The organism is Bacteroidia bacterium, assembly GCA_033391075.1.
GTDB lineage: Bacteria > Bacteroidota > Bacteroidia > J057 > J057 > JAWPMV01.
Genome location: JAWPMV010000001.1, coordinates 2,573,051 through 2,587,717, shown reverse-complemented (window position 1 = coordinate 2,587,717; position 14,667 = coordinate 2,573,051). Strand labels below are relative to the sequence as shown.

Sequence of the window (14,667 nt, the reverse complement as noted above, 5' to 3'; positions counted from 1 at the left end):
TTAACCTACCCTATACAAACGCCCAAATGCTAAAAATCTTGTTTTTTCTTACATGAAAAATATTATACCTATATAAAGGAAAAAGCCAGCCCATGCAGGCCGGCCCTTTTACAACAAACAAACACAGTTTCTTTATAGATACATTGATCTTATTCTTCTGATAATCTTTCAACAAGAATGATGGCCTTGTTGTTTAAAACTTCAATTACGCCATCTTCTGTATTATAATCCAGTTTTTCTCCGGATTCTGTTACAACCTTCACTTTACCTTTTGATAAAGTAGAGATGATCGGAGCGTGATTTACAAGAACCTGAAAACTGCCCATAGAGCCCGGTACTTGTACACTTTCAACAGATCCACTGAAGATTTTACTTTCAGGTGTAACGATCTCTAGCTCGAAACTTGCCATATATTACTAAATTTTTACCTGAAATCTTACTTATGCGATCATTTTTTCTCCATCTTCTATCACCATGTTGATTCCTCCTTTAAGATAGAAGGCATTTTCTGGCAGGTGATCGAGCTCTCCATCAATGATCATATTGAAACCACGGATGGTATCTTCGATAGAAACGAATTGTCCCGGAGTACCGGTAAACTGCTCTGCAACGAAGAATGGCTGAGAAAGGAAACGCTGAACTTTACGTGCTCTTTCAACCGAAAGCTTATCCTCATCAGAAAGTTCGTCCATCCCAAGAATCGCAATGATATCCTGAAGTTCTTTGTACTTCTGAAGAATCTGGATAACTCTCTGTGCACAGTCATAGTGCTCCTGGCCTACTACATCAGGCTGCAGGATACGAGAAGAAGAATCCAATGGATCCACCGCAGGGTAGATACCAATAGCGGAAAGCGCACGCGAAAGGTTGGTAGTTGCATCCAGGTGGGCAAAGGTAGTTGCCGGTGCTGGATCGGTATAGTCATCCGCAGGTACATAGATGGCCTGGATAGAGGTAATAGATCCACGCTTGGTAGAAGTAATACGCTCCTGCATCGCACCCATTTCAGATGCCAGCGTAGGCTGATATCCTACCGCAGAAGGCATACGTCCAAGAAGTGCAGACACCTCAGAACCAGCCTGAGTAAAGCGGAAAATATTGTCAATAAAGAAAAGTACATCACGGCCTCTAGCATCTTCCTTGTTTCCATCACGATAGTATTCTGCAATGGTCAATCCTGTCAATGCAACACGAGCACGTGCACCAGGAGGTTCGTTCATCTGACCGAATACCATGGTGAGTTTGGAATCAAGCATCTCTTTGTAATCAACCGCATCGAGGTCCCAACCTCCTTCTTCCATGCTATGCTCGAATTTCTCTCCGTACTTAATTACCTTTGCTTCAATCATCTCACGAAGGATATCGTTTCCTTCACGAGTTCTTTCCCCTACTCCTGCAAATACAGAAAGTCCGTCGTGAGCAAGTGCAATGTTGTTGATCAACTCCTGAATCAATACTGTTTTTCCTACACCGGCACCACCGAAGAGACCAATCTTTCCTCCTTTGAGGTAAGGAGCAAGCAGGTCAATTACTTTGATACCTGTATAAAGTACTTCAGGATTTACTGTTAACTCTTCGAAAGCTGGAGCCGAACCGTGAATGGAATATTCAGTCTCTGCTTCAGGATCTTTAAGACCATCGATAGGAGTACCTGTTACGTTGAACAGACGCCCACGAATAGAATCACCTACAGGAACAGTAATGGTCTGTCCTCTGTCAACAACTTCCATTCCTCTTTCAATCCCATCAGTAGAGTCCATGGCAATGGCTCTTACTCTGTTCTCTCCAAGGTGCTGCTGTACTTCTAGCACAAGCATACCGCTATCTCTTTTGATCTCAAGGGCATTGAGAATTCTAGGAAGTGTGGAGCCTTCAGCTGAAAATTCCACGTCGATTACCGGTCCGATAACCTGAGAAACTTTGCCAGTATTGATATTAGCTTTAGCCATTAGATAATTTATCTTATAATCAGTGTGTTTTAAAATCAGCGCAAGTTACTTTTGCAAGTCTAAATAAGCAAGCATATGACCATTTTCTCAGGCCAAACTTACTTGCAAAAACACAGCTTTTGTAAGCAAGTGCTAAAAAAAGCACCAAAAAAGGGGCTAAAAGTCGTGATCGTTATCCCTTGTTATGCAGAAAAGGGGCTTTTGGATACCTTAAATTCTTTGGAAAAGAACCCCAAACAGAACTTCGAAACTGAAGTCATAATTGTTTTGAATGCAGGTGAGCATGCTTCCGATGCCGTTTTGGCTCTCAATCAGCAAACGGAAAAGGAGTTTGAGCAATGGATCAAAAGCGGAAAGAAAAGCCATTCCTACTTTTTGCTAAAAAAGGAAGATTTGCCAAAGAAACATGCAGGAGTTGGGCTGGCTCGAAAAATCGGGATGGACGAGGCTGTTGGAAGATTTGAACTGGCAGAAGAAAAAGAGGGGATTATTCTTTGCCTGGATGCCGACTCAGCGGTAGCGGAGAATTATATCGAAGCGGTATATCGACATTTTCAAAACAAGCCAAAATCAGAAGCTTGCTCCATTTACTTTGAACATCCCCTTTCAGGAAATGAGTTTGAAGCGGATGTGTATCGGGGCATTATCTATTATGAACTTTTCCTACGGTATTATATCGAAGGACTCCGATATGCCGGTCATCCATATGCCTTTCATACTATAGGCTCGTCTATGGCTGTTCGTTCATCGGCTTATGAAAAACAAAATGGAATGAATCGACGGAAAGCAGGAGAAGATTTTTACTTCCTGATGAAATATATAGTAGATGGCAAGCTTAGCGAATGCAATGCAACAAGTGTATTTCCCTCGCCCAGACCGGCAGATCATGTGCCCTTTGGTACAGGAAAGGCAATCATAAAATGGATGGAAGGAGAAAGAAAAAGCTATCCGGCCTATGATCCAAGAATTTTTGATTTACTCAAATCTTTCATTGATCAGGTTCCTGACTTATACAGGAGAAAGGCTCCAGTGATAGAAGATGTGATGAGGACTTTTTTACAGGAACAGGATTTTGAGGCAAATGTAGAGGAAATGATGAAGCATGTCAGAGATGAAGCTTCTTTTGTCAAACGATTTTTTAAATGGTTTAATGGACTTAAGGTATTGAAGCTTGTGCATTACCTGCAGGAACATGGATATCCTGATCAGCCGATTGAAGGAGTTGCTGAAGAAGTATTGCGGAAAAGATATGCTGATGTAAAAAAGGGACTTTCTGCGAAAGACTTATTGCTGATTTATCGGGAGAAACAGGGGAACTGATTGCAGAATAAGGAACAAGGAGTGCAGATTGGAGAAGAAATCTGATAATAATCACTTCTACCTTTTCCATTCCTTGTTCCTTGTTCTTACTTCTATTCCTCTTTCTTAAACACCAATACCGTTCTGCTAGGCGTATAAATGCTTAGCTGATTACTGCCGTGCTCATCCTCCACAGTAAAGAATTCCACTGCTTCATCTATCCGCTCAAATCCGCCAAAGTCCTTATTATCAGAATTCAGCACAATTTTATATTTCCCTGCTTTTGGAACAAAGAATTTATAGTCTGGGACAGAAGCTGAGGTGCTAAAATTGAAAACAAAAATGAGGTTATTCCTTTCGAAGATGATCACCTTATTGTTTTCATCCATATTCAATTGAGCGGCAGGCAAAGCAGATAGGACATCATTTTCCGAAAGCAGACGCAACATGGCTGCATCGAAATTGTTGAGGAATTGGTATTTCAAATCCTCTCTATCTAGCAATGACCACTGCCGGCGAGCATATTTATAGCTCCAATCATTTCCTTCTCGGGGAAAGTCGATCCATTCCGGATGGCCAAATTCATTTCCGATGAAATTGAGATAGCCTTCTCCGCCCAGGGTAGCTGTGAATATGCGAATGAGTTTATGAAGAGCTATCCCTCTGTCAATGACGGGATGCTGATCATCCACCCTCATATGCCAATACATTTCTTTGTCCATGAGCCAAAAGGCCAGGGTCTTATCTCCTACCAGGGCCTGGTCATGGGATTCGGCATAGGCGATATTGGCTTCTTTATACCTCCGATTGTTGAGGGTATGCCACATCTCCTCTATGTTCCACTCCTCGTCCTGCTTATGTTTAAGGATTTTAATCCAGTAATCTGGTATGCCCATAGCCAGGCGAAAATCAAAGCCCAGGCCTCCTTCCTCCACTGTCCTGCAGGCACCTGGCATGCCGCTCATATCTTCGGCTATACTGATCCCATCTGGACGGATTTCATGGATGAGTTCATTGGCCAATTGCAAATAGGTGATAGCATCCCATTCTGCTCCTTCTTTGAAATATTTGTCGTAATGATCAAAACTCACATGCTCCCCATGATGGAAATAGAGGATGGAAGTAACTCCATCAAAACGGAAGCCATCAAAATGAAACTCCTCCAGCCAATAGGCAACATTGGAAAGGAGGAAGCGTTGAACTTCTTCTTTTCCATAATTGAATAGTTTGGAATCCCAACCTTCGTGCTCTCCCCTTCCTCCCGAATGAAAATAATGATCATCTGAGCCATCCAGTTCGTTGAGCCCTTCGGCAAAGTTTTTAACCGCATGTGAATGGACAATATCCATAATTACGGCAATACCCATTTTATGAGCTGTATTGATCAGAGATTTTAAGTCTTCGGGTGTTCCAAATCGAGATGAAGGTGCAAAGAAATTGGAAACATGATAGCCGAAAGATCCATAATAAGGATGCTCTTGAACAGCCATCATCTGGATCGCATTGTATCCCAGTTTTTTGATGCGCGGAAGAATATTTTCTTCGAACTCTTTCCAGCTACCGACACCTTCTTTTTCCTGCGCCATTCCTGTATGACACTCATAGATCATAGGAGCCTTGGAACGATCCACTTTAAACTTCTTGTCTGTCCATTTGAATTCCTTTTCAGGCTCCCAAATCTGACCGGCAAAGTCATAGGTATTGGGGTCCTGGACCGCTCTTTTGATATAGGCTGGCATACGGTCGTGTGAACCATTTGCCGCTGTGATGTGGACCTTGAGCTTATCTTTGTGCTTGAGGACTTCTTTGGGTAAAAATATTTCCCAAATTCCTCCTTCTTTCTTTTCTAATATATGGGCTTCTTTATCCCATTCATTAAAATCTCCTACCAGAGATAATCTCTCGGCAGCAGGCGCCCATTCTCTATACCACCAACCTTGGGCCTTTGCATCATAATTGATCCCAAAGTATTCATGCCCTTTCGAAAAGGCACGCATAGATCCATAGGTTTTGGTAATTTCTTCCTGGCGATCTCTGCACCTTTTGCGCCGGGCAAGAATATCATCCAGGTAAGGTTCTAACCAGGGATCATCTTCTGTGAGGGCAATACTTTTTTTCTTGGGAGTCTTTTTGGCGCCTGGATTCTTTTTCATACACGAAAGATGGACAGATTTTAGCCCAAAATCCAAAATTGGTGATCAAAATTTAAGGGATCACATTTTTGGTAGGCAAATTCCACAAAATCTTTGGGACTCATGATCCCTTCGAGAGAAGCTAAACTCAAAATCCTTTCCTGTACCCAACCGTCTGGCTGTATTTCGGACTTTAATTGATCTATCTCTTTATAGGCTTTGGGATATTTATGGCGAATGACGCGTTCCGCCTTTTTTCGCATATTTTTCAGGTATTTCTGACTTTTGACTTTGAGGGCTTCTGCTGAGCGAGCCAGGGTCTCTGAAAGTTGGCCTTCAATATGAATTTTGTAGGCATTGATTTGTTCCAGGATCTGGTCCTGAAGTTTTTCAAACTCCCTGCTATCCCATTGGTCTGCAGTGCGAATCTTATACAATTCCTGACTGCTTTTCAGCATATCAGCCAGCGACAATCCAAGTTCCTCTAATCTTTTTTCCTGATCTGCGGTGGCAAAAGTTGCTGACATGCGTGGCAGCACACAGGGAAAGTTTACTCCGAAAGCATCAAAAGCTCCTTTCAACTGAACCCAGTACCGGATTTCTCCCCAACCTCCAAAGTAGGCTAAATTGGGCAGAATCATTTCCTGATAGAGTGGCCGCAGACTTACATTGGGACTAAAGCGATCCGGATTTTCCTGAATCAGTTTATCCATCTCATCGGGCTGGAATCTTAAGTCCCGATTCAGGACTTCATAATGTCCGTTCTCAGCCACGATCCGGTCCCTGCCCTTATCATCCATGTAAAAAAGGTTGATCTCGCGAGGATTGATCTGTAGCGGATATCCCAGGCCTGCCAATTGGGTGGAAGTCTTATTGATTTCGGTGAAAGATTTGGATTGCCCCAATTCCAGTTTGAGAACCCGTTGAAAGCGAGCCTTCAGTCTTTCGTCGCTCGCATCCAGAATGAGGACTCCATAGGCATCAAACAATTCGAAGACGAAACGCCGATAGGCTTCTTTCATAGAAAGGCCGGCTTTATATGCTTCTTTTAATTTGCCTTCGAACTGGGAGGGAACAATTGCTTCGATTTCCTCGCTCAGAACATGATTTCCCACCAGGCTTTGAAATTTGGCTGGATAGCTATTTTTTTGAGAAAAGCTGCTGTAATAATGGTTGATCTCTTCAAAATCATGGTCTTCGGTATGTATCCAGAAAACCGGCACAACCTCCACTTCATCAACTTCTTTGCTGATATGCTCAGCCAGTTTAACCGTGCTTAAGACTTTATAGGTAGTATAAAGAGGGCCCGCAAATAAAACCAGTTGATGTCCGGTTGTAACGGTATAGGTATTTTCCTTATGAAGGATATCAAGGTTTCTCTGCGTCTTTTCAGAAGGCTCAAAGTCTTTATATTGCTCTTTGAGGACCTCTTGCAAAAGGGCTCTATCAATATCATCCCTGGATTTATCAGCAACTACCTGCTTAAAATCCAGTTTATTCAGGGGATAATTGATAAAGGGGCGTATGAGATCCGCGCCTGACAGATAATCTGCCTTGATGTTTGGTGTAGGAGTTTTCAAAAGCCTTTACTTAGTAGCAATTCTAAAGAGCAGGGAATCAAGGCCTGCGATGATGCCGATCAAGAGGGCATATACCGTAATCATTAATTCAGGTGCCCATATCAGCAATCCTCCCAGCATTCCCAATATTGTACCCAAATATTGTATATATCTTAATTGTTCATTTGTCGACTCCCAGACCAAGCGCTCTAATTCTGCTTCATTAAAGTGAGCCATTTGCTTGGCCAGTAGATCGGTGATGTCCAATTTATTTAAAAGATCTATAAAGAGGTCCATAATCTTCTCCGCGGTCTCTTCCTTTTCCTTTCTAATATATGCGGCAGCACGGTCCAATTGGTCCTCCAGCTTCTCAATTACTTCCAATGCCAATTGGGGAAGATCTTTCACTATTTTCTCAATAACCTCCTCATAATCCTCTTTGTTATATTTTTTATAGGTCTGCAGTAAGAATTTTTTAAGGCCCTTATCCAGGTTTTGCTCTAGACGGGTATCGATCATCTCGGCAATTTCCTTTCTCACATCCTCTCTTTCTGCATATTCATTCATCGATTCGACGATGATACTTTTGATGTGTTCTCTTAATTCATCATCCTGCAAAAGTCCCACGGCTCCATCCATGACCAGGCTATTGACTTTTTTCACCAATCCTGTCTCCTCCACCCTTTTCCGAATCAAATCCTGATTGAGCACATGTCGGTAAATTCCTTGTGCCAGGGTATAGATAATCCGGTCTTTTTGTGCGGGTATAAGTCCTTGCCCCAGAATGGGTCTTTTGATCACCGGCCTGAAGAGCATTTTGATTGCAATATAGTTGGTTCCAAAACCGATCAATCCACTTACGCAGATAATTTTAAGGATTCCGGCGAAATTGAGGATAAGGGGATAACCAAAAATATCAAGGGTAAACAGATGATTGGTTTCAAATGCCTCCAGAAAAGACAAACCAAAACCCAATCCACACAGGAAAGGGGAAACTCTCAGAAAGTATAGAAAAAACTGCTTGCTCTTGTTGAGCCCGTATTTTTCAGGGGCCTCTGCAGCCTTGCCCGATTCCTTGCTATCAAAAAGACTATCAAAAGCAAAGTGCCGCTGAAAATAGGTTTTAAAAGTATCGATCATTCCCTTCTTATTCGATGAGGTAATATCCTTGGTTGCGTTTTTCGAATAAAAAAGATAGAGACCACTTGGCATAAATCCATCTTTGATATTCTTTTCCCCTGATAGTCACATTTTTAATCTCTGGCTGTCCGTATTCAATAAAAATCTTCCCCCGGTCTGATTGCCAGCCTTTTCTGCCGGGAAGATCCTCATTGTATAATTGATTGGCCGTAATTACAGCGGAGTAATATTCTTCCATCATAATATCAGCTTCCTCTCCATATAACTCTAACCAGATTTTATCAAAAGCTACCTTTTTTGCTTCATAATCCGGATTGTCCAGGAGGGCTTCCAATTCTTCTATGGGCAAAATATATTCCATCATGAGAATGGCATCATCTATATAGCCCCTTTGACGCATGAGTTCTTTGATATCTCCGCCTATCACAAAGCGAGAATCAACTCCTCCCAAACGCGTAGCTCCATTAAAAACCTCCACACTCAGCAAGTATTCTCCCGGTTCGAGGTCGCCTACTTCCAGCATATCCGATATTTGAGCCTGTTGTAATTTATACATACTCAGGTTCTGGCTCGTCTCATAAATAGATTCAAAGGTATCCATTTGTTCGAGATTGAGTTTTCCAGAATTCTTATCCTTAAAGAGGAAGGCACTGATGTTTAGGTTGGAATATGCGCGAGCTGTTTGCAGTTCAATAAAATAATATAGCTGTTCTTTGTCTTTATCAAGGCTTAGATTTACCAGTGGTTGTTCGAAAGCCCTTTCTGCAGAAGGATTATAGGAAAGGTAGATATCTGAGATATTGATCTCCTGCTCTCTGCACTTATACACCTCATCAGGGGTGACGTGGTACATATTTCCCAGCTCGACATCTTCAATACTAATGTCTACCTCATATTCTCCTTTTGGCAGGCTAAAGGGTAAAACAAATATTTTATCTCCCCGGGTTTCCAGACGGGTTTCTTTACGAAGAAAATCCCGGTATTTTCCTTTAGGGCGGAAACGTATATCTGCTTTAAATACTTTGTTTGCGTTTGAACTGGATTTGTATGCCAGAAAAAGGCGGGTATTACTGCCCAGGTCCAGGCCCTTTTTCACCGCGCAATCCCATGGGGATTGTGCCCGAGTCTGAAATAAGGTGCAAGCAAGTAGGATAAAAAGCAGCAATTTTCTCATAGAGAAGGGGGTCTTAGCTAAGGACTTTGCCGATCAGGTCATATTCCATGGCATCCTGGATTTCCACCTGATAGAATGCGCCTATCTCCAGTTCTTTTTCTGTATGGACGATGACTTCATTATCTACTTCAGGCGAATCAAATTCCGTTCTGCCAATATAATAACCGGATTCCTTTCTATCTATTATGGTTTTATAGGTTTTGCCTACATAACCACGATTTATTTCCAGAGAAATTCCTTGCTGAAGCTCCATTACCTCTTCCATTCGCCGTTCTTTGGTTTCCTCATCGATGAGATCTTCGTATTTATCTCCGGCATGGGTGTTTTCCTCATGAGAATAGGTAAAGACCCCCAGGCGATCAAATCTGGCTTCTTCAACGAACTTCAGCAATTCCTGATGGTCCTCTTCACTCTCTCCCGGATGTCCAACCAACAAGGTAGTTCTCAAGGCAAGTCCTGGAACTTCTTCCCGGATTCTCTTCACCAGATCCCGCGTTCTTTTGGAATTGATCCCTCGACGCATAGTCTTGAGAACCGGATCTGAAATATGCTGCAAAGGCATATCCAGGTAGTTGCAAATCTTTGCTTGTTCTCGAATGGTAGGAAGAATTTCTACTGGAAAGCCACTGGGGTAAGCATAATGGAGTCGAATCCACGCTAGTCCCTTTACCTCACATAAGGCAAGTAACAGTTCATTAAGCTTTCTTTCGCCATACAAGTCTATGCCATAATAAGTCAGGTCCTGTGCAATCAACATCAGTTCCTTTACTCCTTTGGCTACCAGAAATTCAGCTTCTTTCACCAAAAACTCAATACTCCTGGAATTATGCTTTCCTCGCATCAAGGGAATGGCGCAAAAGCTACAAGGCCTGTTACAACCTTCCGCGATTTTCAAATAGGCATAATGAGAATCAGTGCTGGTATTTCTTTCCCCGACCAATTCTTTTTTGAAATCAGCGCCCAGTTCATTTACCAGGTCCGGCATGTCTTGTGTACCAAACCAGGCATCTACCTCGGGAATCTCCTCTTTAAGGTCATCCTTATATCTTTGAGACAAGCAACCCGTTACGACCACCTTTTCAATCTCACCTGCTTCTTTTCGACCCACATAATCCAAAATCGTATTAACCGATTCTTCTTTGGCTTTATCTATAAAACCACAGGTATTAATTACGACTACATTTGCATCACTCTGTTCGGCTTCATGGGTAGCACTCATCCCATTGCCATGCAATTGAGAGAGAAGCACCTCTGAATCTACCAGATTTTTGGAACAACCCAGGGTGATCACATTGATCTTGTCTTGTTGTCGCTTTTTATATTTGGGAAGGTTATTGACCATTCAATCAGGATTTTAGCTCAAACATAGAATCAATAAACTCCTTGGGGTCAAAAGTCTGGAGATCATCCATTCCTTCTCCCACTCCAATAAACTTCACCGGTATTTTGAATCGATCCGAAACACCAATGACTACTCCTCCTTTTGCAGTCCCATCAAGTTTGGTCAAGGCTAAAGAGGTTACGTCTGTGGCTTCTGTAAATTTTTCTGCTTGTATAATCGCATTCTGCCCGGTACTTGCATCCAGAACCAAGAGGACCTCATGTGGTGCTCCGGGCATAACTTTGTCCATACTTCGCTTGATTTTTGAGAGCTCATCCATCAAGCCCCTCTTTGTATGTAATCGCCCGGCAGTATCCACGATGATTACATCTGAATTTTTATTCAGGCCTTCCCTTACCGACTCATAGGCTACAGCGGCAGGATCAGTATTCATTCCTTTCGAATAAAAATCAGCTCCTACTCTATCTGCCCATAGTTTCAATTGATCAACTGCGGCGGCACGGAAGGTATCTGCAGCACCCATCAAGACCGATTTCCCCTGATCTCTCCATCTGTGCGCCAGTTTGCCGATTGTGGTTGTCTTGCCCACACCATTTACTCCCACCACCATGATCACGTAGGGCTGCTTTTGGCCTTCATTCCTGATCTCAGGTATTTCAAAATAGTTGAGACTTTCCGGATGGTTTTCCAGAATTAGTTTTTCTATTTCATCTTTCAGGATATAATCCAGTTCTTTTGCACTGGTATACTTATCATCAGAAACCCGGCTTTCAATACGTTCGATGATTCGAACTGTAGTTTTCACCCCCACATCACTCGCAATCAAGACCTCTTCCAGCTCATCCAGGACCTCTTCATCGACTTTGGATTTACCCAGGATCGCACGATTAAGTCTTCCCATCAAGCCGACCTTGGTCTTCTCCAGGCCCTTGTCGAGCTTATCCTTATTTTCTTTCTTATTGAAAAAGTTAAACATAGTGTTTCCTCTTTTTAAAAACAGGCAGGCAAATATACGAAATGAGTGCTTAAAATAATGCCTGTCTTTTAGGGGTACATGTAAATAAATTTAGCTCGCTTTCGCTAATATTCTTATCTTTACTACAATATAAAGCGCAAGCAGGAAATTCCCGTTCACGCAGATTGAGTGGGGGCGAAAGAAGAATACTTATCCAATACTTATCCACATTCTTTCCCCAGACTTGTGAATTACTGTGAATAAATCTCCTTCGAACTTAATTTCCTTATGCTAGGCGGCTTATGCCAAAGTCAATATTTGTGGAAAAAAAGAGGACTGCTTAAAAATGCGTAATAGAATAAAAATATGCAGCAACCGTTCAGGAAAAAGGATTGTTTGTCGAATATTCCTTTTCGTATATTTGAGCCCTTTTGTCCTGGAATAAACATCTAACATAGATTCCTCTATGGCTGAGAACAGCAAGCGTACTCCGAGCAAGTACAGTAACCCAAATACTGCACAAGGTAAGGTCCAAAGCCTTTCTACTTCTCCTTTAGGTGGAAAACTACCTCCCCAGTCTCTGGATATGGAAGAAGCTGTGTTGGGAGCCCTATTGTTGGAAAAGGATGCCCTGCACCGGATCATGGATATCCTCAAGCCCAATATGTTCTATAAAGATGCCAACCAGGTCATTTTTGAGCAGATTCTTGCCCTTTTTCAGAATTCAGAGCCCATTGATATCCTTACAGTCAAAAATGCCTTAAAAAAAGAAGGCAAACTACAGGAAGCCGGAGGTGCCTTTTATCTTACAGAATTGACCTCGCGGGTAGCCTCTGCGGCCAATATTGAATACCATGCTCGTGTAATCGCTGAGAAATTTATTCTTCGGCAGCTTATCATCGTTTCAGATCAGGTAGTAAAGGATGCCTACAATGAAACCACGGATGTGTTTGATTTATTGGATCAAACCGAGCAATCTCTCTTCGAAATTTCTGAAACCAACTTGAGGAGAAATTACCTTGGGATGCCTGAATTGGTGATGAAGACCTTGGAGCGCCTTGAGGAAATGAGGGGAAAAGACAGCAGTGTTACCGGTATTCCATCCGGTATTGTTGAGCTGGATAAAATGACGGCTGGTTTCAACAAGACTGACCTCGTAATCATTGCAGCAAGACCTGCAATGGGTAAAACTGCTTTCACCCTTACCCTGGCCAGAAATGCTTCCCTTCGTTTTGGAGAAGCCGTAGCTTTCTTCTCACTGGAGATGGCGGCTGTTCAGTTGACCCAACGTTTGATTGTTTCAGAAGCAGAGCTCGATGCCCAAAAGGTTCGTACCGGTCGCCTGGAAGATTATGAGTGGAAGCAGCTGATTACTCGAATCGGATCTTTGAGTAAGACCGAAATATTTATTGATGATACCCCTGCCCTCTCCATTTGGGACCTTAGAGCCAAATGCCGAAGACTTAAGGCTGAGAAAAATATCAGCATGGTCATCATTGACTATTTGCAGTTGATGACCGGACCTTCAAATAAAGGAGGTAATCGTGAACAGGAGATTGCAGCCATTTCGCGATCTCTGAAAGAATTGGCAAAAGAACTGGATGTCTGTGTGATCGCACTTTCTCAGTTGAGTCGTGCTGTGGAAAGCCGGGGAGGAGACAAACGCCCGGTATTGAGTGACTTGAGGGAATCTGGATCTATTGAGCAGGATGCGGATATCGTTATGTTCCTCTATCGTCCAGAGTATTATGGCTTTGAAACAGATGATGAAGGCAACTCAACCTTAGGAAAGGCTGAGCTTATCATAGCCAAACAAAGAAATGGCCCTACAGGAAATGTCGATATGCAATTTATCGGCAAGTACGGTAAGTTCGGAGACTGGACACAGGGAGGCACTTCTGATTTTGATGCCTTTGGTATGGATGCAGGTGGAGGAAACACCATTACCCTGCCTTCTAAAATGAATGATCCGGCTAGCGGAGGTGGAGGCGGAGATAGCAGTGTTCCCTTTTAGTGCTTATCGCCTTAATAAAGAACCCGTATAACTTTTCTTTTTACTGATGATCCGAAGGTGATAAATGCCCCTGGGCATATTTCCCAGCATAAGCTGATTGATTCCGTAAACCAGGTTTTGATCCATCAATTTTTGCCCTCTCAGGTCATATACTTCGATTCGAGCATCTTCTCCCAATTGCTCCAGGATTTCCAGATTAAGCAGGTCTGAAGTGGGATTGGGATACATCTTGGCAATAGAGCTTAGCTCCTCAGCGACAGCAGTCGTCCCACCAGTATTTCGCAGGGAATCCACATATTGAATACCGGCAGGAACTTCATTCCCCCCAACTAGTATCGTATTCACCGTCATGATGGGAATTTTCTCTTCCTTAGCCAGCCATTTGTATTCTCTTCTCGTGGGCACATTGATACGGAAGGAAATCGTATCTGCAGCGATAGAATCTGATTCCTGAATCGTGGTTTTAACGCGCAAGGTATTGAAGGTACCATAGGGCGTTTCCAGTTGCCCCCAGGCATCAACTTCATTCCATCTTTTCACGCTTCGTTCTATATAAAATACTCCAGGAATATTCAATTGAGCCAATGACTCTGAAGAATCAACGTCCTGGTAGTTCAAGGGAAAACGATAGATGATATCGTCAGGATTGTTAGATAGTCCGAAAGGTATTCCATTTATCGTTCCCCCCAGACCATTATTTTCATATCGGGAATTTGTTTTTCTAAAAAACTGATAGCCTTCACTCAGGGCTATTCCTCCCAAAGAATCAGGAGTTTCCTGAATTCTAACAAGATTAGAACTTAAAAACAGCAATCTGATCAGGATAGGAATGTCATTAACACTGCCAAAGGTGTCCTTCCTTTGGGTAACAGCATTCATTCCGGTGAAATCCCAGTTTAGGTTTGCCCCAACTGTCTGCAAATCAGGCTGAAAGACCGTATCAGCAACGCTCAATCTCGCCCAATAACCAGGACTGGGCATATCATTATTATCAATGGTAATCTGTGCTTGTAGCTGAAAGGCACTGAAAATGAGGATTATAGCGACAAAGTGCTTCATATTTTCTTATTTGATGAAATTTTACGGTTTTCGGCATTTTTTTC

At 42.6% G+C, this 14,667-nt stretch carries 11 protein-coding genes; 2 read left to right on the top strand and 9 right to left on the bottom strand.

Going from position 1 to position 14,667, the window contains the following annotated elements:
* Positions 1 to 149: 149 nt before the first annotated feature.
* Both atpC and atpD read right to left on the bottom strand, forming a co-directional pair.
* Positions 150 to 410 (bottom strand): ATP synthase F1 subunit epsilon, encoded by a 261-nt coding sequence (gene atpC, locus R8P61_10490; GenBank protein ID MDW3647484.1) that lies wholly within the window; start codon positions 408 to 410, stop codon positions 150 to 152.
* 30 nt (positions 411 to 440) lie between these two features.
* On the bottom strand, positions 441 to 1,949 hold the full coding sequence (gene atpD / locus R8P61_10485; protein ID MDW3647483.1) for a F0F1 ATP synthase subunit beta: 1,509 nt from the start codon (positions 1,947 to 1,949) through the stop codon (positions 441 to 443).
* 75 nt (positions 1,950 to 2,024) lie between these two features.
* Here atpD and R8P61_10480 point away from each other — a divergent pair, with 75 nt between their 5' ends.
* Positions 2,025 to 3,269: a glycosyltransferase gene (locus R8P61_10480; GenBank protein MDW3647482.1), complete on the top strand. Its 1,245-nt coding sequence runs from the start codon at positions 2,025 to 2,027 to the stop codon at positions 3,267 to 3,269.
* A 92-nt stretch (positions 3,270 to 3,361) separates the two neighbouring features.
* Here the strand turns inward: R8P61_10480 and R8P61_10475 are convergent, their stop codons facing one another.
* Genes R8P61_10475 through ftsY form a run of 6 tightly spaced genes read right to left on the bottom strand, consistent with a single transcriptional unit; the run spans position 3,362 to position 11,571 of the window.
* Positions 3,362 to 5,401 (bottom strand): alpha amylase C-terminal domain-containing protein, encoded by a 2,040-nt coding sequence (locus R8P61_10475; protein MDW3647481.1) that lies wholly within the window; start codon positions 5,399 to 5,401, stop codon positions 3,362 to 3,364.
* Positions 5,402 to 5,421: 20 nt separating this feature from the next.
* Entirely contained in the window at positions 5,422 to 6,960 is a 1,539-nt protein-coding gene (bshC, locus tag R8P61_10470; GenBank protein ID MDW3647480.1) for a bacillithiol biosynthesis cysteine-adding enzyme BshC, read from the bottom strand.
* 6 nt (positions 6,961 to 6,966) lie between these two features.
* Complete coding sequence (locus tag R8P61_10465; protein ID MDW3647479.1) at positions 6,967 to 8,079, bottom strand: DUF445 family protein; 1,113 nt, start codon at positions 8,077 to 8,079, stop codon at positions 6,967 to 6,969.
* A 7-nt stretch (positions 8,080 to 8,086) separates the two neighbouring features.
* Positions 8,087 to 9,253, bottom strand: coding sequence for a GWxTD domain-containing protein (locus R8P61_10460; protein MDW3647478.1), 1,167 nt, complete (start codon positions 9,251 to 9,253; stop codon positions 8,087 to 8,089).
* A gap of 13 nt (positions 9,254 to 9,266) precedes the next feature.
* Positions 9,267 to 10,595, bottom strand: coding sequence for a 30S ribosomal protein S12 methylthiotransferase RimO (gene rimO, locus R8P61_10455; protein MDW3647477.1), 1,329 nt, complete (start codon positions 10,593 to 10,595; stop codon positions 9,267 to 9,269).
* Positions 10,596 to 10,599: 4 nt separating this feature from the next.
* Entirely contained in the window at positions 10,600 to 11,571 is a 972-nt protein-coding gene (gene ftsY / locus R8P61_10450; protein ID MDW3647476.1) for a signal recognition particle-docking protein FtsY, read from the bottom strand.
* Between the two features lie 445 nt (positions 11,572 to 12,016).
* Between ftsY and dnaB the strand changes: the two genes are divergently transcribed.
* The gene (gene dnaB / locus R8P61_10445; protein MDW3647475.1) at positions 12,017 to 13,564 is read left to right on the top strand and encodes a replicative DNA helicase; all 1,548 of its coding nucleotides are present in this window, start codon (positions 12,017 to 12,019) and stop codon (positions 13,562 to 13,564) included.
* A 3-nt stretch (positions 13,565 to 13,567) separates the two neighbouring features.
* Here the strand turns inward: dnaB and R8P61_10440 are convergent, their stop codons facing one another.
* On the bottom strand, positions 13,568 to 14,623 hold the full coding sequence (locus R8P61_10440; protein ID MDW3647474.1) for a T9SS type A sorting domain-containing protein: 1,056 nt from the start codon (positions 14,621 to 14,623) through the stop codon (positions 13,568 to 13,570).
* Positions 14,624 to 14,667: the final 44 nt, after the last annotated feature.

Bases quoted from the DNA above. Each gene is read 5' to 3' on its own strand.
- atpD (MDW3647483.1), bottom strand. From the start codon at position 1,949: ATGGCTAAAGCTAATATCAATACTGGCAAAGTTTCTCAGGTTATCGGA.
- R8P61_10465 (MDW3647479.1), bottom strand. From the start codon at position 8,079: ATGATCGATACTTTTAAAACCTATTTTCAGCGGCACTTTGCTTTTGAT.
- rimO (MDW3647477.1), bottom strand. From the start codon at position 10,595: ATGGTCAATAACCTTCCCAAATATAAAAAGCGACAACAAGACAAGATC.
- atpC (MDW3647484.1), bottom strand. From the start codon at position 410: ATGGCAAGTTTCGAGCTAGAGATCGTTACACCTGAAAGTAAAATCTTC.
- R8P61_10480 (MDW3647482.1), top strand. From the start codon at position 2,025: ATGACCATTTTCTCAGGCCAAACTTACTTGCAAAAACACAGCTTTTGT.
- ftsY (MDW3647476.1), bottom strand. From the start codon at position 11,571: ATGTTTAACTTTTTCAATAAGAAAGAAAATAAGGATAAGCTCGACAAG.
- dnaB (MDW3647475.1), top strand. From the start codon at position 12,017: ATGGCTGAGAACAGCAAGCGTACTCCGAGCAAGTACAGTAACCCAAAT.
- R8P61_10440 (MDW3647474.1), bottom strand. From the start codon at position 14,623: ATGAAGCACTTTGTCGCTATAATCCTCATTTTCAGTGCCTTTCAGCTA.
- R8P61_10475 (MDW3647481.1), bottom strand. From the start codon at position 5,401: ATGAAAAAGAATCCAGGCGCCAAAAAGACTCCCAAGAAAAAAAGTATT.
- R8P61_10460 (MDW3647478.1), bottom strand. From the start codon at position 9,253: ATGAGAAAATTGCTGCTTTTTATCCTACTTGCTTGCACCTTATTTCAG.